Below are 17,646 nucleotides of genomic sequence, written 5' to 3' on the forward strand. Positions count from 1 at the left end.
AACGTGCGCCCAAGCACCTCGACGGTCTCACAGACTATGCGCCAGAGTGCGCCCTTTATCTCGCGTCGAACCGATCATCATTGCAGGCCGTCACATCTAGGACTGCTGCTGGGCCCGGGGGTGTTGCACCTGCTGATCGCGGTTGCCTGCGTGGGAAGCATCGGGGTGCTGATGAACGATGGCTCGTTCGCCGCGTTCGCCGTACGGGGTGGCGTTGCGGCCACGCTGGCCGGGCGGCTTTCTCCTCATGTGATTGCGGGAACGTTCTGGGGTGTTGCGTGGCTGCTATGGCTCACGCTCGCACAAGGCTATCGCGCAGACGGATCGCTGCTGCTGATCGTGGCGGGGCAAGCATTGCTGTTCGTCGCCACCGCGGCGGTCGCGCTATTGCTCGTCGCTGCAACGCGCAGCATTGCCACCGCCTTGTCGGGCGCTGTCATCGTTGCGGGATCGGCGCTCGCCTATTCGGGCGCTTCGCTGCCGATCGATGGCGCGGGCCTGTTCGCGCGGGTCTGGCACCAGGTGTTGCCGCTGACCCACTACATGACGCTGCAGATGGATCAGGTGCTTGGTGCCTCCGCCGGGCCGTTCCTGAAGGCAGCGGGAACGCTGCTGCTGTATCCGCTGGTCGCAGGCGGCCTGGGCATAATCCTTATCTGCCGTGACCGGGAAGCCCGATGACGTTTCGCGCGGCTCTCGAACACACGCTATTGACGATCGTCACGACGCGCGATCTCCTATCGCTCGCGATATTGTCGGTGCTGCTCTATGCCTTCTACTATCCAGCGCCCTATGCGCACCAGTCCGCCCGCGCGCTGCCCGTGGTGGTTGTGAACGGCGACGGCGGGACCGCCGCGCGCCGCCTGCTCGACGATCTTGGCGAAACGCGCAGCGTCCGCGTCGTCGGCGAGGTTCCCGATATGGTCGCAGCGCGCGGTGCCGTGCGTGACCGGAAGGCGGACGGCATCCTGCTGATCTCGCGCGATTTTACCGGCGGCGCGCTGACGGGTAGAGGTACGGCGGGCATCGCATTGTGGCTGAACGGGACGTATCTGCTGCGTGCGCAGAGCATCGGCACCGGCGTCGCCGCGACGCTGGCCGGCGCGATCGACCGCTGGCGCGCGGCGCAAGGCGGTGCCCGGCTTGCGGGGATGCCGACGATCCTTGTCCGCCCGTTGTTCAACACCACGCTCGGCTACCGCGACTACATTTTCCCGGCGGTCGCCAACATCATCCTGCAGCAGACGCTGTTGCTCGCCTGCGCCCGGCTGATGGCGGAACGCCAACGCCGCAGGGAACGGCGGATGTCCGTCGCAGCCGCGCTTGGCGTGTGGGCGGCATGCACCCTTGTCGGCGTGCTGTCCGCCTTGCTCTATTTCGGAATGATCTATTGGATCCAGGATATCCCGCACGCTGGGGCGCTGCCGGCGCTCCTCGTCGCAGTTCCTGTCTTTGCGGCAACCGTGGCGGCGCTCGGGCTGTTGCTGGGTAAGTTGTTCAACAGCGGCGACGATGCATTGAAGATCCTGTTGCCGACATCTGTGCCGCTCGTGTTTCTAGCGGGTTTTGCCTGGCCACTCCACGCAATGCCGGGCTGGCTTTCTGCGCTCGCCTGGTTTTCCCCCGCCACCTGCGCCATGCATATTTTCGTTCCTTTAAATCAGATGGGTGCAAGCTTGGAGGACGTATTTGGTCCACTGGCCAAGCTTATGGCACTCTTGGCGCTTTATGGAGGGCTGAATATCTGGAGTAGCACCAACAGCGCGCGTTGAATTTTTCAACAGCCACGTTCGGTTATGACACCAGCAACCTAAGCTCGCTCTGTATCCGCCGCAGGGCCTTTCAATCCTGGCGGCGGCAGGTCGGCATCCGGATCGCGTCCCTGTAGCTTGTCTAGGAGACGCATAGCCGGCGTGACGGTCAGCCCGTGGAGAAGGATGGAAAACAGCGCCACCAATCCTACGATGGCCCACAGCCGCTCGCCTCCGGCAAGCTCAACGTGGTTCAGCGCATAAGCCAGGTAATAGAAGGAGCCGACACCGCGGATGCCAAAGAAGGCAAGGGTCATCTTCTCGGAGAGGTCTGCCCGCAAACCGGCAAGCCCTATCAGGCCGGTAACGGGCCGCACGACGAGGATAATGATCGCAGCGGCCAGTACATCTACCCAACCAATCGGTTGAAGGAGCCCACTGACCAGCGCACCACCGAACAGGATCAGGAGCACCATCATGCCGATGCGCTCCACCTGTTCGGTGATGTCGTGCATCTCGCGGTTGAACTCATGATCGCGATGCGAGCGGCGAAGCGTCAATGCGGTGATGAAGACAGCCAGAAAGCCGTAGCAGTTGAGCAGCTCGGTCACGCCGTAGGAGACGAAAGTCGCGGCAATGGCGATCAGGCCATCCCCGGTCTGAGCCAGCTTGGTTTCCGCTGGCACGTGAAAGGTCAGCCAGCCGAACAGGCGGCCGATCAACCAACCGCCGACGACACCCACGCCGATTTCCCACAACACACTATGGAACACCCATTCGCGCGCCCAAGGCTCTCCGGTGCTCGCCGAAATGCCCAGCGCGATAGCGAGGTTGACGAACGGAAAGGCAAAACCGTCGTTCAGGCCCGCTTCTGACGTTAGACCGAAGCGCACCTCATCTTCCTCTCCGGTCTTGGGAGGACCGACCTGCACGTCTGACGCGAGCACGGGATCAGTGGGAGCGAGGCAAGCCCCAAGCAGAAGCGCCGCGATCCATGACAGGCCCAAGCCCCAGCCTCCGATCGCCGTGATCGCCGCGATGCTGAGGGGCATCGTGACCGCAAGCAGCCGCCAGGTCACATTCCATCGGCGCCAGCTGAATACGCGATCCAGCTTCAGGCCTGCGCCCATCAGCGCGATGATAACGATGAACTCGGTGAAGCGCTCGGTGATGTCGGCGTAAGACAGCGGCAAAGGACGCAGCGACACAGCCGGCAACGAGAAGATCGCGGCTCCGATCCCGATACAGATGATCGGCAGCGACAGCGGCAATCGTTTCAACGCAAGCGGCAGCCATGCCACGAGCGCGATCAGGACTCCGGCACCTGTCAGCCAGAGGATATAAGGTTCAGGCGATGAAAAGCTGGGCACCTGCGCCGCTCTCCAGGCAGTAGCGCGTTCCGAGCGCTTCAGATGGATGTCGCATCAGCCTGGCGGAATGAGCAGACAGGGACCGAACACAGCCTGGCTCCCAGTTCATTACGCGAGACCTCTTGCGGGCCTTTGTTACTGTCGCTGCCGAATCGCGTCGGCACGATCTTCCGTCGCATCCGCCTTCTTCTCGGCAGTCGCACGAACCCTGCGGGCTTCCTCTTCCAAGGCATCCGCCCGCTGATCGGCTTCGCTGCGAACGGCGTCCGCCTGTTCCTCTGCGGCATCCGCACGTGCTTCGACCGCCTCGTTCAGACTGTCAGCGGCACGATCCTGGGCTTCCCCCGTCCGCTCCGCCGGCCCTTTCTCGATCGTATCCTCGCTCGATACGACACCTGCGTTGGCGTCGGCCTGCTCGCCGGCATCCTCGCGGGGGCCGTCACAGGCCCCTACGAACGCGATCAGTGCCAGCCCGACGAGCTGGAGGCGTAGCCCTCGTCTCACGACCGCGGTTCCTCGCTCGGCGTCGAACTGCCCGGACGGAAAGTGGTGCTCGACTGCGGCGCAATCGGCGGAGGCGGCATCGCGGACGAGCCGCTAAGACGCTGGACCAGCTTGGCGGCGGCGTCCCGTCCACCAAGGCCGAAGGCAAGCGCGAACGCAACGGCAATGGCACCGAGGATCAGGCCGAAGGCGAGATTGATGATGTCGTCGGCCAATCCCATGAAGCGAAGACCGATGGCGGTGCCGAGCACGATGATCGCGACGTGCACGATCTTCGCAGTCAGCTCGCCATTGGCACCGCCGCTGGCGCGCACGACCGTCGAGACCAGCTTCGCTATGGCGATGGCGACGGCGATGATGACGGCACCGAAAACGACCGAGCCGAGCAGGGTCAGGATCTCCGCCATCATGCGCGAGCCGTAGGCGAAGTTGAGTTGCCGGAAAGCCTCCATCAGGCCGAAGATGATGATGGCGATGAACACGGCGTGCCCGAGCAGCTTGGAGGGCACCAGCGTCGGGGTCGACGGGGTTCCTGCCGACGTCGCTGGAACGCCGGCGGCCGGCGTGGTGCTTAAGGGGAACACGCCGAGCGCGCTGATCGTGCGATCGAAGCCGGTGCCGCTCAGGAACTGGCTAAGGAGTTGCGACGCGAACCGGCCGATCACATAGGCGAGCGCGAGGATGATCGCAGCCGCGACGACATGCGGGATGCTGTCGAGGATGATGCGGAGCATCGCGGTCGCCGGATCGGAGATTGCGCGGATGTTGAGCTGATCGAGCGCGGCGATCGCGACCGGGATGATGATGAGCGCGAACACGATCCCGCCGACCATCCGCGGCAGCGTTGTAGGATCGGCCTTGGCCATGCCGGCGCGTTCGGCGAGCTGCTCGGTGCGGGCGGCTGTCAGCACCGCCTCCACCGCCTTCTTGGCGACGCTGGCGACGATGTAGCCGACGAAGAAGATCAGCCCTGCGCCGATGATGTTGGGGATGGCGGCGCCGAACTGGTTGAGCATTCGGCCGACCGGGCTGGTGGCAGCGGCCAGGCCAAGCGGCTGAGCGGCAAGCACGAGCGCGATCAGGATCACGATCCAGAAGGCCGCATCACCGACCTGGGCACCGACGCTCTTGGGGTTGCGGCCCGTCTCGGGAATACCGGACTGCCGGTGCGCGTGACGCGCCAGCGGCGTCTTGTTGACCAGCGCGGCGACGCCCCACTTGGCGGCCCTCGCCAAAAGGTAGCCGATCAGGAGGATGACGGCCGCGGCAAGAACGCGCGGCCCCCACTCCTGTAGGTAAAGAACGGCGGTGTCGCCGAAGTTGCGGGTGCCGGCGACCATGCCGTCCGCTGTCACATAGTTCGGGTTCATCGCCGTCTCCCTGTTGGCAAAGCATGTGAGCCCGGCACAGGCTCTCACCTGCGCCGGGCTCCACCGACTAGATACGCTTGTCGGTGTCGCGGAAGGTCGAGCCGCGGGTCTCGACGTCGGTGTCGCGGTCGACCTCGACGTCGGTACGGCGCACGGTGTCGTCGACTTCCTCGACATGCTCCTCGGCCGTCTTGGAGACCACGACCTCCTCGACGACACGGGCGGTCTTGCCGACCACCGCTTCCTCGCCGGTCGCGGTCATGTCGACCGTCCGCTCGCGGAAGGCGTCGGTATCGGCCGCGGAAAGCGGCTGATCGACCGAGCGCCGCTCGACGTTGACCCGCTCGTTGCGGAGGCGGATTTGCTCGTGAACCGGCGTTTCAGTCACATAGGAGCGCACGCGCACCCCGCCGCGGCTGACGTCGCGCTTGCCGACGACCAGTTGCTCCTCGACGATCGGGATCACCTCTTCCTGTTCGGCCGTGCGGCCGGCGGTCTCGCGACGGTCGAAGCTGCCGAGAGCGGCCCCGGTCGCACCGGCAGCGGCGCCGGTGCCCGGATAATCCCAGCCCGACGAACGCCACTGGCTCGAACGTTCGTCGATGTCGATCGAGTTGGCCTCTTCGAGCACGCGCACCGCCTCGTCGACGCGATCGTCATCGACGTCTGCGGTCAACAGCGCACCGCCACGGCGCACGCCTTCCTCATAGGTGTGGCGGTCTTCATCGGGCACGAACGCGTTCTTGATCGAGTCCCAGAAGCCGCGGTCCTCATGGGTCGAATAGCCGATCTCCTTGTAGCCGGAGCTCGACTTGTCGTGAATGTGGATGTGGTCGGCATCGACCCGCGCGCTCTTGAGCCGGTCCTTGGCTGCCTCGGCGTCGGCGCGGCTGTCGAACAGGGCTGTGATGGTGCTGGACATGATCTTACTCCTGCGATTGAAAACGGATTGGCGACTTACCTCGCCGTCACGACGAGTTCGGTGCGGCGGTTCTCGAAGCGACCGCCAGCGGTAGCGTTGGTGTCGACCGGATTAGTCTCGCCGCCGGAGACAGTCTCGATGCGGCTGGCGTTGATCCCTTGCGCGACCAGCGCCGACTTGACGCTATCGGCACGAGCTTTGCCGAGCGCCATGTTGGCTGCATCGGTGCCGCGCGCGTCGGCGTAGCCGGCGATGCGGATTCGGGCGTTCGGATATTGCTTGAGGGTCGCGGCCACCTCGTTCACCTCGGCAGCATCGGCGGGTCGGATATTGCTCTTGGCGGTGTCGAAGTTGAGTTTCTCGAAGGTGAAGGTGCGGGGAAGCGGCTCCGTGCCGGCCAGATAGGTGCCGAGACCGGACGTGCCGACCAGCGCGTCAGCGGACCCGGCGTTCGGGGTTGCCGCAACAACCTCGGTCGGGGTGGCCGTGGGAACGGGAGCGACAGCGGCGGTGTCCTCACGGTTGCAGCGGCTCAGAGCGAACAGCAACGCCAGAATCCCGAGCGCAAGCAGCAACCAGGGGAGCCAGTTGAAGCCCTTGTTCTTCTCGATGTGGATGTGACTCGGTGCGCCCTCCGGCCTGTCATCGTTAGGTCCTGCCATGAACATCCTCCTGGGTTTTGGTGAGATCGGTGCGGTCGACCTCGATGCGGGTGTGCCTGAGCGTGGTCGGCAGCTCGACCGCCTCCGCCACCGCCGACCGGAAGATGTGGACCTCCTCGACGAGGAAAAGCCGCTTCTCGACAACCAATCGCTCCTCGATCACGGGAATGATGGTGACGCCGTTCTCCTCACGGACAGCGGGGGCTCGATCGACCTCGCGCTCGACCGCTACGCGCCTGATCTCGACGTGCTCGCGCCGAACCTCGTCACGAACAACGACCTGCTCCTGTTCGGGGACGGTGCGGACCGTGACATGCTCGACGTCGGTCGCACGTTTGGTAACGTGCGCCTCCTCCTCGATGATCGGTAAGCGAATGTCGTCGGGCATGCCTGTCCTTCAGCTTTACCACCTAACGCCGCCGAGCCTTTAAAGTGTCCCGGAGCTAACTCTTTCCGCGTTGAGCGAGCTGGTAGTTTGCTACTATCCGTGCAGTAGTTCTCGTTGAGCCGTTCATTATCTGCGAGGAACATCGTCCTATGGCTCGGCGCTCTACCGGCATGGCCAATCCGCTCTCCCGTGTTCTCGCACGCGACACGTTGACCCACCTCGAACAGTTGATCGGCGGTATGACGGCCGGCGTCATCCTGATCGACCTGGCCGGAACGATCATCTGGGCCAATGATGCTGCGCTGGCGATGCACGGCGTCGACAAGCTCGAAGGACTTGGCGGCAACGCCGACACCTATGCGCAGCGGTTCGCGCTCCGGTTCCGCAACGGGCACCGGCTCGCCAACCGCGAATATCCTGTCATCCGCATGTTGGCGGGCGAGAGCTTCCCGGACCTGGTGGTGGAGGTGAGTGCCGCCGGCAGCGATGAACGTCGTTGGACCCATCGGGTGCGCGACGTCGTGATGACCGGGGACGACGAAGAGCCGGACTGCCTCGCGCTCGTGATTCAGGACGTTTCCGAACAGTATGAAGCGGAGGCGCGGTTCGAGGCCATGTTCCAGGCCAACCCCGCGCCGGCGCTCATTATGCGGCTCTCGGATCAGCGATTTAGCCGGGCAAATCGCGGCTTTCTCGAAATGACCGGCTACCCCCGTCAGGTGGTCCAAGGGAACAGCCTCTACGACCTCGACATTCTGAACGGCGCCGAGCGGAAGGACTATGCCAAACAGTGCCTCGCGGAAGGCCGGACGATCCCGCAGATGGAAGCCGAGTTGCCGCTACCTGATGGCAACACCAAGCTCGTCATCATTGCCGGGCAGCCGATCGAAGTCGGCGACGACAAGTGCATGCTGTTCACCTTCGCCGACCTGGAGCCGCGCCGGAAGGCAGAGCGTGCATTGCGATCGAGCGAGACGCACTTTCAAACTCTGTTCCAAATGGCGCCCGTGGCGATGGTGCTGACTTCGCCCGACAGTCACCGCACGATGGACGTGAACGACGCCTTCGTTCGCCTCACTGGTCGCAGCTCGGCCGGCTCCATCGGCAGAGCCGCCGGCGACCCCGAGCTTTGGGCCGATCCGGCGCAACGTGAGGAGGTGCAGCAGGAACTGGATCGAAGCGGGGGCGTGCGCAACCGCGACGTCCGGCTGATCGATGCGGACGGGCAACCGGTTGACTGCCTCATGTCGGCCGAGCGCATGGAGATCAGGGGCGAACGCTGCACCCTCTGGCTTTACCAGGACATTACCACGCGCCGGAGGAGCGAGCTGGAGCTTGCCGACGCGATCGAGGCGGTGATGAAGGATGCGAGCTGGTTCAGCCGGACCGTGATGGACAAGCTCGCGACCCTGCGTAACCCGCGCGCCAAGTCTGCCATCGAGACTGCGGACCTAACCCCTCGCGAGCGCGAGGTTCTCGGATTGATCTGTGAAGGACTGGACGACAAGGCGATTGCGAAACGCCTGTCACTGTCGGGAAACACGGTGCGAAACCACGTTGCCGGCATCTACGGAAAGATCGGTGTCAATCGGCGCGCCGCAGCCATTGCTTGGGCTCGGGAACGTGGCTTTGCCTAAAACAAATGCAACCGTGCGGCCGCAATCCAGTAATGGTCTTCAACAGCAATAGCCGGACACCATGAGTCACTCACGAGGGGATCGGCAAAGCAAAGAAGGACAGCTATCATGCCAGATACCCCATATAATGATGCATTGGATGTTCTCGCCACGGCTCTAAAGGCAGGGCCTGCCGCTCTTGCGCACCAGAGCGGGCCGGCGGCCCGCACGAACTTCGTGGATCGGCTCACGACAATCGCGCACCGGCTTGATCTGGGCGGCCATGGCGGCGTGCAGGAGGTCTACGAGGCCGCCTCAATCATCGGTCGATTACAAAAGGGGCCGAAACGGCCAAAAGGTGAGGGTTGGTCGATCGAAGATCATCAGGCCATTGCCGATCTTGAGAAGGTGCAGATGAAGCTCGTCAAGCTCGCTAACGGTGTTCAGGAGTGAATGGCGATGAGTTCGTCTCTCTTGTGCCTGTCCATTCGGCCAATGAAGGCCGGTGCCTTACCGCCGTGATGGGGCTGGCGGGCGCTGAGGAGTCAGTGTCCTAGCGGGAGGAGCGGCCCGATGCGGCGATCATGCCGCCTCAGTCCGGTAGAGCTGCGCCTCACGGTTGATAAGGATATCGGCCAGGAACCAGTAGGTGTAGCCGCTTGCAATCGGATGGGCTCCTGCTCGCAAACGGATCACCATTCTGCTCGGATTAGCTGACAGTCAGAGCGCGCACCTGCTCACGCTTCTCGATAATGTGCTCGCCATCTTCCGCGGCTGCTCGCAATCAGCGCGCCGCGCTCACGCTTAGCGCCACTGACGGGAATGGTCAGAATCTGATCCCGTCAATCAACCGAGCTGCGGCCTGGCAGCTCGCGGTGGTGGCGCACCAAGCCCTGACTTCAAGGCCCGGGCTCCGAACACGACGACGTTGCGCCTCTGCATCGAGAGGGACGATAGCGGCGTAGAGGAGATCGGGCTCTTTCTGTCCGGGGCTTGCTGGCCTGAACTTCCGGAGAGTCACCCCATCGATGTTGAGCGTCGAGGGCGCGGCCGCGGAAAGGGGCCGGCGAGCCAGGCCGTTCCCGAATGAAATCTCCACCCGATAACCCTCCCCCTCGACCATGCGGCCGTCAACGTCGCCCTCCAACTTAGTGATTCGCGCCTGTCCCACGTCGAACGTGCAGCAGCCGGCGATCAGTAGGCGGTCGCCGGCCACATTGCGGGGGTGGATCGAATACTCGGTTCCGACGGGGCCGGAGAGCTCGGTGGGCCGCGGCTCCTTCTCGGAGCCGCGGTCGCACCCTGCCAGGGCGATGAAGGCTAAAAGCCATCCCGCCCCGGTCGAGGCCTTGCCTCGGTCAGCCATAGAACCCGACCAGCAGCGCCCGCTCGTCAGAGCATAGGCTCCGCTTGATCTGCCCAGGGTTGAGATAGGTCGTCATCGAGCATGGCCCTGTCGAACCATCGGTGCGGTGGTCCATCACTTTCAAGTGACCCATCTCATGCGTCATCGCGGACTGCCAGTCGATATGCTGGCCGATGTTGCTCGACGTGATCGACGAACCGCAGATCAAATCGGTCGATTGCGCCGTGTCGCCCGTGTCGTAGTAGATGCGGTCGGTATTGACGTACACGGTCGCGTCGATCGCCTGCGCAGGTGCTGGCCCGGAATAGCCGTAAATGATGGTCCGCATGATCGCCGACATGCTGGAGCCGTCCTGGATGTTGATGAAATCCGGGTCCTCGGTCGCCGAGTAGTAAGTCGACGTGTAGTTCTGCGTCGTTCCGGTGAGCTGGAACGAGCGCCCTGCGGCGTTGATCGTGTCGACCGCGGCCTTGGTGTTGGCGTCGCAGGCGGCCGGAAGCGCATAGTTGATCTTCACACCCCGCGACCCGTTCGGGAAGTAATAGGGTTGCGGGATCGGCCCGGCGAACGCCGGTGCGGCGTTGGCGAGGGCAAGCACGCAGGCGAGCAGCGCAGATTTCCTGATCATTTTTCCTACTCCTTACTTCGTGGCAGCGGTGAGGGCGTCGAGGGTGGCGGCGGTCGGATATCCGCCGGTCGGAACCAGCGACTGTCCGTTCACCAGAAAGACGGGCACGACCTCGACGACACAGCTGGGGCACCGCGCGCTTCCACCCTGAGGAGCAAGCTCCTTCTCGTAGCGCGAGCGCGACGCGAGCAGGGCAACCGGCGCACCGTTCGCCAACGGATCCTCGTCACTTGCCGAGAGCCGCCGCCCATCGGGCAGCTTACCGCTCGTCCGCCGAAGCTTGAGCGTGTCGCCCACCTTGGCCTTGCCCTTCAGCACCTGGTCGACAACCACCGACACAGAGGACGACGCACCATCGTCGAGCTGCTCGGCTTCGTCGGTTCCCGAGACATGACCGATCACCACGGTGTCGGCGAGCAGCGCTTCCTGCCCAACCGTGGCACCACCCCTGATATGTGCCGCCGCGGCTTGAACGAATGCGGTGGACGCCTCAGCCGACCGTCGCAGATCGCCCGCGTGAAGCCCATAGATTGAAAGCGTCTGCGCCACGTCGACGAGGAAAGCGTCGTTCAACGCCGAACGGGCGGCGTCGTCGGTGACGAACCGTGGCGAGGGTGGCGTGAGCCGGGCCGCTTTCACGATTGCGTTCACCTGTCCGAAGTCGGCCAGGTCCCCCAGCTTGCCCGACCGACGCTGTTGGACGTCGCGTTTGTGGGCAAGGAAGGCTTTCGTGCTTTCCTCTTGTGAGCGCCCGCCCTGATCTTGGGCGCTCGCCGCCACCGTGCAGAGCAACAGCGCGGAGCCAAGCATTGTTCGATCAGGAGCTGTTCGTCGAGCATGACGGGAAGCGGTTCGGGCCGTTCCAGCCGTCCCCCGGCGCGGTCCCTCTCTACCGCTACCGCAAGTACCAGAAGAGCAAGGCGGAGGAGCGGCTCGACAAGGTGGTCCGGCTCGCCGACCAACTCGGCCTGCCGCGCGCCGCGATGACGGGCGGCGATCGGCCGTTGCCCTCGCTGCCGCTGTCCGCCCGCGATCTGGCGGTGCGGACCACGCCGTTCCCCGAGCCGGTCGTAGAGCAGGCCCATCCGACGCCGCTAGCGGCCCGTCAGGCCATTGCGGCGCAGCTATGCCGGCCGCTCGGGTCGTTGCCCGAGGAAGACCGGCGGTTCATCGCGGAGTTGCTTTCCGAGACGCTCGACAAGACAATGGTCGCCGACCGCGTTCGCGAGCGGCTTCAGGCCCGACGAAGGGAAGGTTGATGCTCGCCGACGTGCAACAGGCTTACGGGCTCGCCAGGCCGTTTCAGGGTGCCGGTAACTTCGAGACCGAACACCAGTCCATGCTCGTGCGCGAGGTGTGCGCAGCCGTGCAGACCGGCCGCCTGGTGGTCGTCTCCGGGCTGGTCGGCTCGGGCAAGACGCATCTTCTCCGGCGCATTGAGGACGAGCTCACGCGCGCGGGCAAGGTGACGGTCGCGAAGTCGCTTGCGGTCGACAAGCGGCGCACGTCGCTCACCTCGCTAATCGAGGCCATGTTCTACGACCTCTCACCCGGCGACCACGCCCAGGTGAAGATCCCCAAGCAGGCCGAGCGCCGCGAGCGCGACCTTCGCGACCTGATGAAGAAGGGCAGGCGTCCGGTTGTGCTCGTGGTCGACGAGGCCCACGATCTCCACCACAACACGCTGACTGGCCTGAAGCGGCTCATGGAGGTGGTGGCCGACGCCGGCGTGCTCCTGTCCGTCCTCCTGGTCGGCCATCCCCGGCTCCGCAACGACCTCAGGCGTCCGCAGATGGAGGAGATCGGCTACCGCACCACCATCTTCGACTATGAAGGCATCGGGGCCGACCAGCGCCGCGACTATGTGGCTTGGCTGCTCGGGGCCTGCGCGGACGAGAGGGCCAAGGTCGCCGACCTCATGGACGAGGACGCCGTCGACATGCTCGCCGAGCGCCTTCGCACGCCGCTCCAGATCGAGATGCATCTCACGCTCGCGTTCGAGCAGGGGTTCCGGCTCGACGCCAAGCCGGTCACCGCCGACGTGGTCGAGCAGGTGCTCAGCCGCGCGATCGACGACCTGGAACCCACGCTGACCCGCAACGGCTACGACGCGACCGCGATCGCGCAGCAGTTCAACGCCAAACCGTCCGAGGTCCGCGCGTTCCTGGCGGGCTCGCTCGACCCGGACCGCGGCCGTGAGCTGACCGAGCAGCTCCGGCAGGCGGGCGTGCCGGTGTGAGATACCCCGTACTGCCCGAGGTCACGCAATGTGAGCACGGCCGCCCCGATTGCGAGCAAGTTCCACTGAATGCAAGCACAGGGTCGTTGAGCGCGAGCACGCGCGGTCGCCCGTTCTCACCAAGCGTGAGCAGGAATCTGCGCTGATTGCGAACAGGACGAGCTAGGAGTGCGAGCGCCTACAGCTACCTGCGGTCGCTTGAGCACGAGCTCTATAAGCCGATGCACCAGGCAGGAATCGAGGCGTGATCGGTGATCAATTGCCCCTGTAGGTGGAGTAGCCGAAGGGGCTGACCACGACCGGCACATGGTAGTGCGCGGCAGGGTTGGTGACGCCGAACACGGGATCGATGTCGGGGAAGAATGGCGCCGCCTTCGCGTCCGGGCAGCCCGCCATGTCGAACTGCAGCTTGTAGGTGTCCGGCGCGAACTTCGACGGCTACCTACCCGACGCCGATCTCTCGGTCGAGACCCGGCAAACCGGAGTCCTGCATGACGATCTGGCATCTTGCATCACCGCGAGCAGCTATCGAAACCGGCGTTTATCACCTACAGTCCTGCAAGGCAGGGTCGCCGGTCCTGCGAAACCGATGGTGGGGGTGCCGTTGCGACCTGTGTCAGCTGCGATCTGTGTTCCGGTCCGCAACGAGGAGACTGCGTTACCGAAGTTGCTGGAGGCGATCGGGCGACTGGACCTGGGCGACGTCGAGGCTGCCGTGTTCTACCTCCTCGATAATTGCTCGGATGCGAGCGAGCAGGTGATACGCGAGCATGCTGGTCGCATGGCCCTTCCTTTCACGGTGGCTCAGGGAGACCCGTCCCCTGATGCCAATGCCGGTCGTGCACGCCGGGCCGCCATCGCCCTCGGCCTGCATCATGCGACGAGCACGCCCCACGGTATTCTCCTGACGACCGACGCCGACAGCCAGCCCCGTGCCGATTGGGTCAGGGCGGCACTGCAGGGCCTGGCCTCGGCCGACCTCGTCGCCGGGCGAATCGTCCGGATCGCAGCGGAGCGGGATCCGGTGCAGGGGAGGGTCGAGCGCTACCTCGATCGGCTTCACGCCTACCGGCGATCGGTCGACCCCGTTCCGTGGGACAGTCCGACCGGCTCCCACTGCTCAGGAGGCGCCAACATGGCCTTCCGACCCGGAGCCTATCAGGCGCTGGGCGGCTTCCAGCCGGTGCCATGCGGCGAGGACGCCGCCCTGCTCGACGATGCCGGGCGCGCCGGGTTGCGCGTGCGCCGCGATCCCGGCATGGTGGTTGCGACCTCCTCACGGCGGCTCGGCCGGGCGCCGGGCGGCATGGCCGCTGCGCTCAGTGCCATCGACCATCATGGGGCACCCTCAATGCCGCATCCGCGAGGGGCGGCATGGCAATACCGACAGCAGGCGGAGGCGCGCCGCATCTGGGCCGGGCTCCCCGACTCCTTTGTCGCAGCTCGCTTCGGCGATCGTATCGGATTGACCGGTGACCATGTGATCGGCGTCGCGCGCGACTGCCCCAACGCAGAGGCGTTCGCCATGCGTGTCGTGCCGGCACTGCCCGATATACCCGACGTCACCCTCGTCGAGGCCGAGCATGCCCTGGCAACGCTCGAGAACCAGCTTTGCGAGCAGGCGGTATGACGACGGCCGGAGCTCTGCGCCATGCGATCGTCGCGGCGGGGTGGGCGACCGACCCCGCCGGCGATCCGACGACGCCCAAGGCATATCTGGACCTGCTCCGCCCTCTTTACGCTGCGGGACGCCGGGATCTCCCCATCGGGCGCCTGCTTGAGGGGCATGTCGATGCGGTGCAGATCGTGTTTCGATACGGCACGTCGTCCCAGGTCGCTGCGTTGCGGGCGCGCATCGCTGCGGGAGCGACGTTGGGTGTTTGGAATGCGGGCCTGCCGGGTGAGCCGCTGGTGCTTACCGGCGGACGGCTGACCGGCGGCAAGGGCTATGCATCGGGGGCGGGGATACTGACTCACGCGCTGGTAACCGCGGATAGCGAACGCGGACCGCAGCTGCTCCTGCTCGACCTCGAGGCCGATCCACCTGCCATCGATCGGGAGTGGTGGCAGACGATCGGCATGCAGCGCTCGGAGACACATCTGGTGCGCTGGTCCGGCTCTGTGATCGGTGAAGACGGCCGTATCGGCGAGCCCGGCAGCTATGCGCGGGAGCCGTTCTTCAGCGGAGGCGCGCTGCGCTTCGCCGCGGTTCATGCCGGCGGCATCGCCGGCCTGCTCGATGCAGTGCGTGACCACCTGACCACCCACGAGCGTGCTTCCGATCCGTTCCAGGCATCGCGCCTCGCCGACCTGTTCCTGCTTGCCCAGGGTGCAGCGGCGAGCATCCGCGACACGGCGGGCGCCTGGTTCAGCGGGACGGATGCGGAACGCCTCGCCCGGGTGTCCGCTGCGCGGCTATCGATCGCCGGCTCTGCCGAGCGCGCCCTCACGATCGCGCAGGAGGCGGTGGGGCTGCAGGGATTGTTCCTGTCGCATCCGCTGGCGGCAAAGATCGCCGATCTCATGGTGTACCTGCGCCAGCCTGCGCCCGATGCGCATCGCCTTCGCGTCGGCCAAGCTGTCGCCGAGCACATCCTCGACCCCATCCTGTGAAGATCGCGCTGCGAAACGTGCGTGTCGCGCTGGTGATCGCCCCGCACCCGGATGACGAGGTCATCGGCGCGGCAGGCCTCATTGCGCGGCTTCGCCGCCATGGAGCTCGGGTCCGGGTTGCGGTCGTGACCGATGGTGCCGCATCTCACCGGGGCAGCCGAAAATGGCCGAGGACGCGACTGGTCGCGGCTCGCCAGCGTGAGAGCCTTCATGCGCTACGTCGTCTCGGCATCGTTGCTGGCGACGTCTCGTTCCTCAATTTGCCCGATGGCCAGTTGCCCTCGATCCCGGGGCGCTGTTATCGCGCGCTGCGCCGCCAGGTCGCACGATGCCGGGATCTCGATCTCATCGTCGGACCGGCCTGCGATGACGACCATCCCGATCACCGCGCCGTAGCCGCGGCCGTAGCCGGATGCCCGGGTGGCGCCAGTCGGCTGACCTACCGCGTGTGGCCGCCTCGCCCGGACAGGTCCGGACCGGCATGGCGCATCGCTGTGCCCGGGGGAGTTTCGGTGAAACGGTCCCTGATCCGCGTCTACCGGACGCAGCTCGGCGCCGTTTCCGATGACCCAGCAGGCTTCACGATCGCGAGACACGAGCTTGCGGCCTTTGCTCGTCCGGTCGAGCGCTACCGGCCGGGTTCGAAGTGACGAGCCCGATCGATCTTGCCGGGTTCGCCGCCAAGTTCGCCGGCGACGACGATCCCTGGCGCACCTTCACCGCCCGTGACGAGGCGGTGAAGCGTGCCGCGATCCTGCACGCGATAGGTCACCGACCGGTCGGACGGGTGCTGGAGTTGGCCAGCGGCAACGGATCCAACAGTGCCGCGATCGCGAGGATGGCGTTGCGCCTCGATGCGACCGAGGGCACGAGGGAGGGGGTCGACCTGACGGCACGCGCCGTTGCCGCCTGGCCTCGTGCGTGCGCATCGCTGCTCGTGCTCCCCGGTCGACCGCCACGTCTCGTCTATGACGTGATCGTGATCGCCGAGATCCTGTATTACCTCTCAGCGCGAGAGATGGCCCGGGTTGCGCGTGAGATGGCCGCTCGCCTGCGCCCAGGCGGCATCATCGTGCTCGCGCACCACAGGATTGATTTCTACGATTTCGTCCAGCATGCGGCAGGGATCCACGCCCGGTTCCTCGCAGAGACCGGGCGTTGTTGGACGGTTCGCACCGCGGGCCGCACCGGCCGCTGGGTCGTTACCGCGGCCCGCGCCGATGGTATGACCCGATCCCGTTGAACGCGAGCGAGGCAGCACGTCCCACGTCCGTGCGATATGAGGCTTGCCGTTAAGTGGAGCGGCAGGACGTCCACCTGCCGCTCCCGCCAGGGTCGTCAGGCCGCCGCGTCGAGATCGACCTTCATCTCCCGAGCCCAGAACCTGAGGTCACGACAGGTCGTGACGAACGCCTTGACGTCCTTGCTCTTGCTTAGGGCTACGAAGCCATCGTCAAGCTCCGGCACCCGAGAAGCGTCGAACAACGTGGCGGCTGCATCGGTGTAGCCGATGAACTTGCAGTGGCCGAACGCGTCCGCCACGAAGTCCTTGGAGGCCGCATCCTTGGCGAGCAGCGCAGCCCCTTCCTCGGACGGGAGCACCGCGACGGCATCGAACAGGACCGAAGGTCCGCCGTCGATCTTCTGCTTGGCCGCGACCTTGGTGCCGTCGTCGAGCGTGACCCCGCCGATCTTCGGCGCGACCACCTCCCAGACCGCGCCTTCGGCTTCCAGCGCCTTGGTCAGCGCATTGAACAGCTCGGCGCTCGACCCATCGGTCAGCAGCAGGCCCATCTTTCGCCCGGCGAAATTCGCCGGGCCGTTGGCGACGATCGAGAGCGCCGACGATGTCGGCAGGTCTAGCGTCGGCTTGGCCGCCTTGGCGGCGTCCGGCAGGTCGAGGCCGAGCCCGTCCGCGACGGTAGCGGCGAGATCCTCGTCGATGTTGCGCAGGTGGCTGACCGCCCGGGCCCGGATGTCGACACGATCTACCTTCGACAGCTCGAACACCAGCGCGTCGCCGATGTGCTTCTGCTCGATCGGCTGCTGGCTGAGATAGAACTGCCGTGCCTGGCTGTAATGATCGGCAAAGGTTTCGGACCGAATCCGCTGCTTGGTCCCCTGAACCTCGGCGGGGAAGCTGGTGAAGCCGATCTCCGGGTTCTCGCGCGGACCGCCTTCCGCGCCCCAGCTGTTCGGCTCATAGTTCACGCGCCC

General features: G+C 65.3%; 19 protein-coding genes and 1 pseudogene. 11 read left to right on the forward strand and 9 right to left on the reverse strand.

Annotated elements, in window-relative coordinates:
- Positions 1-681: pseudogene (locus J2Y58_RS19360) on the forward strand (hypothetical protein); the annotation flags it as partial.
- Positions 678-1,772 carry an ABC transporter permease gene (locus tag J2Y58_RS19365; RefSeq protein ID WP_310106880.1) on the forward strand — a complete coding sequence of 365 codons (1,095 nt, stop codon included), beginning with the start codon at positions 678-680 and terminating at the stop codon, positions 1,770-1,772. The pseudogene J2Y58_RS19360 and the gene J2Y58_RS19365, both read left to right, overlap by 4 nt.
- 38 nt (positions 1,773-1,810) lie before the next feature.
- Here J2Y58_RS19365 and J2Y58_RS19370 read toward each other — a convergent pair whose 3' ends face one another.
- Positions 1,811-3,121: a cation:proton antiporter gene (locus J2Y58_RS19370; RefSeq protein ID WP_310106882.1), complete on the reverse strand. Its 1,311-nt coding sequence runs from the start codon at positions 3,119-3,121 to the stop codon at positions 1,811-1,813.
- Positions 3,122-3,253: 132 nt separating this feature from the next.
- Here J2Y58_RS19370 and J2Y58_RS19375 point away from each other — a divergent pair, with 132 nt between their 5' ends.
- On the forward strand, positions 3,254-3,613 hold the full coding sequence (locus J2Y58_RS19375) for a hypothetical protein (RefSeq protein WP_310106885.1): 360 nt from the start codon (positions 3,254-3,256) through the stop codon (positions 3,611-3,613).
- An 8-nt stretch (positions 3,614-3,621) separates the two neighbouring features.
- Here the strand turns inward: J2Y58_RS19375 and J2Y58_RS19380 are convergent, their stop codons facing one another.
- From J2Y58_RS19380 to J2Y58_RS19395, 4 genes are read right to left on the reverse strand one after another with little or no spacing between them, the layout of a single operon-like run.
- On the reverse strand, positions 3,622-5,172 hold the full coding sequence (locus J2Y58_RS19380) for a mechanosensitive ion channel (RefSeq protein ID WP_310106887.1): 1,551 nt from the start codon (positions 5,170-5,172) through the stop codon (positions 3,622-3,624).
- A complete protein-coding gene (locus J2Y58_RS19385) occupies positions 5,063-5,917 on the reverse strand; it encodes a YsnF/AvaK domain-containing protein (protein ID WP_310106889.1) in 855 nt (284 codons plus the stop codon). Before J2Y58_RS19385 ends, J2Y58_RS19380 begins: the two co-directional genes overlap by 110 nt.
- Before the next feature lie 35 nt (positions 5,918-5,952).
- On the reverse strand, positions 5,953-6,579 hold the full coding sequence (locus tag J2Y58_RS19390; protein ID WP_310106893.1) for an OmpA family protein: 627 nt from the start codon (positions 6,577-6,579) through the stop codon (positions 5,953-5,955).
- On the reverse strand, positions 6,566-6,967 hold the full coding sequence (locus J2Y58_RS19395) for a YsnF/AvaK domain-containing protein (RefSeq protein ID WP_310106895.1): 402 nt from the start codon (positions 6,965-6,967) through the stop codon (positions 6,566-6,568). Before J2Y58_RS19395 ends, J2Y58_RS19390 begins: the two co-directional genes overlap by 14 nt.
- A gap of 170 nt (positions 6,968-7,137) precedes the next feature.
- Between J2Y58_RS19395 and J2Y58_RS19400 the strand changes: the two genes are divergently transcribed.
- A complete protein-coding gene (locus J2Y58_RS19400; protein ID WP_310106897.1) occupies positions 7,138-8,604 on the forward strand; it encodes a helix-turn-helix transcriptional regulator in 1,467 nt (488 codons plus the stop codon).
- A 108-nt stretch (positions 8,605-8,712) separates the two neighbouring features.
- A complete protein-coding gene (locus J2Y58_RS19405; RefSeq protein WP_125946574.1) occupies positions 8,713-9,036 on the forward strand; it encodes a hypothetical protein in 324 nt (107 codons plus the stop codon).
- Positions 9,037-9,941: 905 nt separating this feature from the next.
- Here J2Y58_RS19405 and J2Y58_RS19410 read toward each other — a convergent pair.
- Both J2Y58_RS19410 and J2Y58_RS19415 read right to left on the reverse strand, forming a co-directional pair.
- Positions 9,942-10,577 carry a hypothetical protein gene (locus tag J2Y58_RS19410; protein WP_310106900.1) on the reverse strand — a complete coding sequence of 212 codons (636 nt, stop codon included), beginning with the start codon at positions 10,575-10,577 and terminating at the stop codon, positions 9,942-9,944.
- Positions 10,578-10,589: 12 nt separating this feature from the next.
- A complete protein-coding gene (locus J2Y58_RS19415) occupies positions 10,590-11,387 on the reverse strand; it encodes a hypothetical protein (RefSeq protein ID WP_310106902.1) in 798 nt (265 codons plus the stop codon).
- Here J2Y58_RS19415 and J2Y58_RS19420 point away from each other — a divergent pair.
- Positions 11,387-11,836, forward strand: a complete 450-nt coding sequence (locus J2Y58_RS19420) for a hypothetical protein (protein ID WP_310106904.1) — start codon at positions 11,387-11,389, stop codon at positions 11,834-11,836. The genes J2Y58_RS19415 and J2Y58_RS19420 overlap by 1 nt on opposite strands.
- Positions 11,836-12,816 (forward strand): AAA family ATPase, encoded by a 981-nt coding sequence (locus J2Y58_RS19425; RefSeq protein WP_310106905.1) that lies wholly within the window; start codon positions 11,836-11,838, stop codon positions 12,814-12,816. Before J2Y58_RS19420 ends, J2Y58_RS19425 begins: the two co-directional genes overlap by 1 nt.
- A 255-nt stretch (positions 12,817-13,071) precedes the next feature.
- Here the strand turns inward: J2Y58_RS19425 and J2Y58_RS19430 are convergent, their stop codons facing one another.
- Positions 13,072-13,212: a hydroxyisourate hydrolase gene (locus J2Y58_RS19430; RefSeq protein WP_198356784.1), complete on the reverse strand. Its 141-nt coding sequence runs from the start codon at positions 13,210-13,212 to the stop codon at positions 13,072-13,074.
- A 19-nt stretch (positions 13,213-13,231) separates the two neighbouring features.
- On the opposite strand from J2Y58_RS19430, the gene J2Y58_RS19435 reads away from it, so the two are divergent.
- The 4 genes from J2Y58_RS19435 to J2Y58_RS19450 are packed head-to-tail and all read left to right on the forward strand — an operon-like array spanning position 13,232 to position 16,672.
- Positions 13,232-14,446, forward strand: coding sequence for a glycosyltransferase (locus J2Y58_RS19435; protein ID WP_310106911.1), 1,215 nt, complete (start codon positions 13,232-13,234; stop codon positions 14,444-14,446).
- On the forward strand, positions 14,443-15,429 hold the full coding sequence (locus tag J2Y58_RS19440) for an acyl-CoA dehydrogenase (RefSeq protein WP_310106913.1): 987 nt from the start codon (positions 14,443-14,445) through the stop codon (positions 15,427-15,429). Before J2Y58_RS19435 ends, J2Y58_RS19440 begins: the two co-directional genes overlap by 4 nt.
- The gene (locus J2Y58_RS19445) at positions 15,426-16,079 is read left to right on the forward strand and encodes a PIG-L deacetylase family protein (RefSeq protein ID WP_007406874.1); all 654 of its coding nucleotides are present in this window, start codon (positions 15,426-15,428) and stop codon (positions 16,077-16,079) included. The genes J2Y58_RS19440 and J2Y58_RS19445 overlap by 4 nt, the downstream gene beginning before the upstream one ends.
- Positions 16,076-16,672 carry a class I SAM-dependent methyltransferase gene (locus J2Y58_RS19450; RefSeq protein ID WP_007406872.1) on the forward strand — a complete coding sequence of 199 codons (597 nt, stop codon included), beginning with the start codon at positions 16,076-16,078 and terminating at the stop codon, positions 16,670-16,672. Before J2Y58_RS19445 ends, J2Y58_RS19450 begins: the two co-directional genes overlap by 4 nt.
- A 95-nt stretch (positions 16,673-16,767) precedes the next feature.
- Here the strand turns inward: J2Y58_RS19450 and J2Y58_RS19455 are convergent.
- A partial coding sequence (locus J2Y58_RS19455) for a catalase-related domain-containing protein (protein ID WP_310106918.1) occupies positions 16,768-17,646 on the reverse strand: 879 nt, incomplete at its 5' end.

The organism is Sphingomonas sp. BE138, assembly GCF_031456125.1.
GTDB lineage: Bacteria > Pseudomonadota > Alphaproteobacteria > Sphingomonadales > Sphingomonadaceae > Sphingomonas.

Bases quoted from the DNA above. Each gene is read 5' to 3' on its own strand.
- J2Y58_RS19365 (WP_310106880.1), top strand. From the start codon at position 678: ATGACGTTTCGCGCGGCTCTCGAACACACGCTATTGACGATCGTCACG.
- J2Y58_RS19380 (WP_310106887.1), bottom strand. From the start codon at position 5,172: ATGTCGAGGAAGTCGACGACACCGTGCGCCGTACCGACGTCGAGGTCG.
- J2Y58_RS19385 (WP_310106889.1), bottom strand. From the start codon at position 5,917: ATGTCCAGCACCATCACAGCCCTGTTCGACAGCCGCGCCGACGCCGAG.
- J2Y58_RS19390 (WP_310106893.1), bottom strand. From the start codon at position 6,579: ATGGCAGGACCTAACGATGACAGGCCGGAGGGCGCACCGAGTCACATC.
- J2Y58_RS19395 (WP_310106895.1), bottom strand. From the start codon at position 6,967: ATGCCCGACGACATTCGCTTACCGATCATCGAGGAGGAGGCGCACGTT.
- J2Y58_RS19400 (WP_310106897.1), top strand. From the start codon at position 7,138: ATGGCCAATCCGCTCTCCCGTGTTCTCGCACGCGACACGTTGACCCAC.
- J2Y58_RS19405 (WP_125946574.1), top strand. From the start codon at position 8,713: ATGCCAGATACCCCATATAATGATGCATTGGATGTTCTCGCCACGGCT.
- J2Y58_RS19410 (WP_310106900.1), bottom strand. From the start codon at position 10,577: ATGATCAGGAAATCTGCGCTGCTCGCCTGCGTGCTTGCCCTCGCCAAC.
- J2Y58_RS19415 (WP_310106902.1), bottom strand. From the start codon at position 11,387: ATGCTTGGCTCCGCGCTGTTGCTCTGCACGGTGGCGGCGAGCGCCCAA.
- J2Y58_RS19425 (WP_310106905.1), top strand. From the start codon at position 11,836: ATGCTCGCCGACGTGCAACAGGCTTACGGGCTCGCCAGGCCGTTTCAG.
- J2Y58_RS19430 (WP_198356784.1), bottom strand. From the start codon at position 13,212: ATGGCGGGCTGCCCGGACGCGAAGGCGGCGCCATTCTTCCCCGACATC.
- J2Y58_RS19440 (WP_310106913.1), top strand. From the start codon at position 14,443: ATGACGACGGCCGGAGCTCTGCGCCATGCGATCGTCGCGGCGGGGTGG.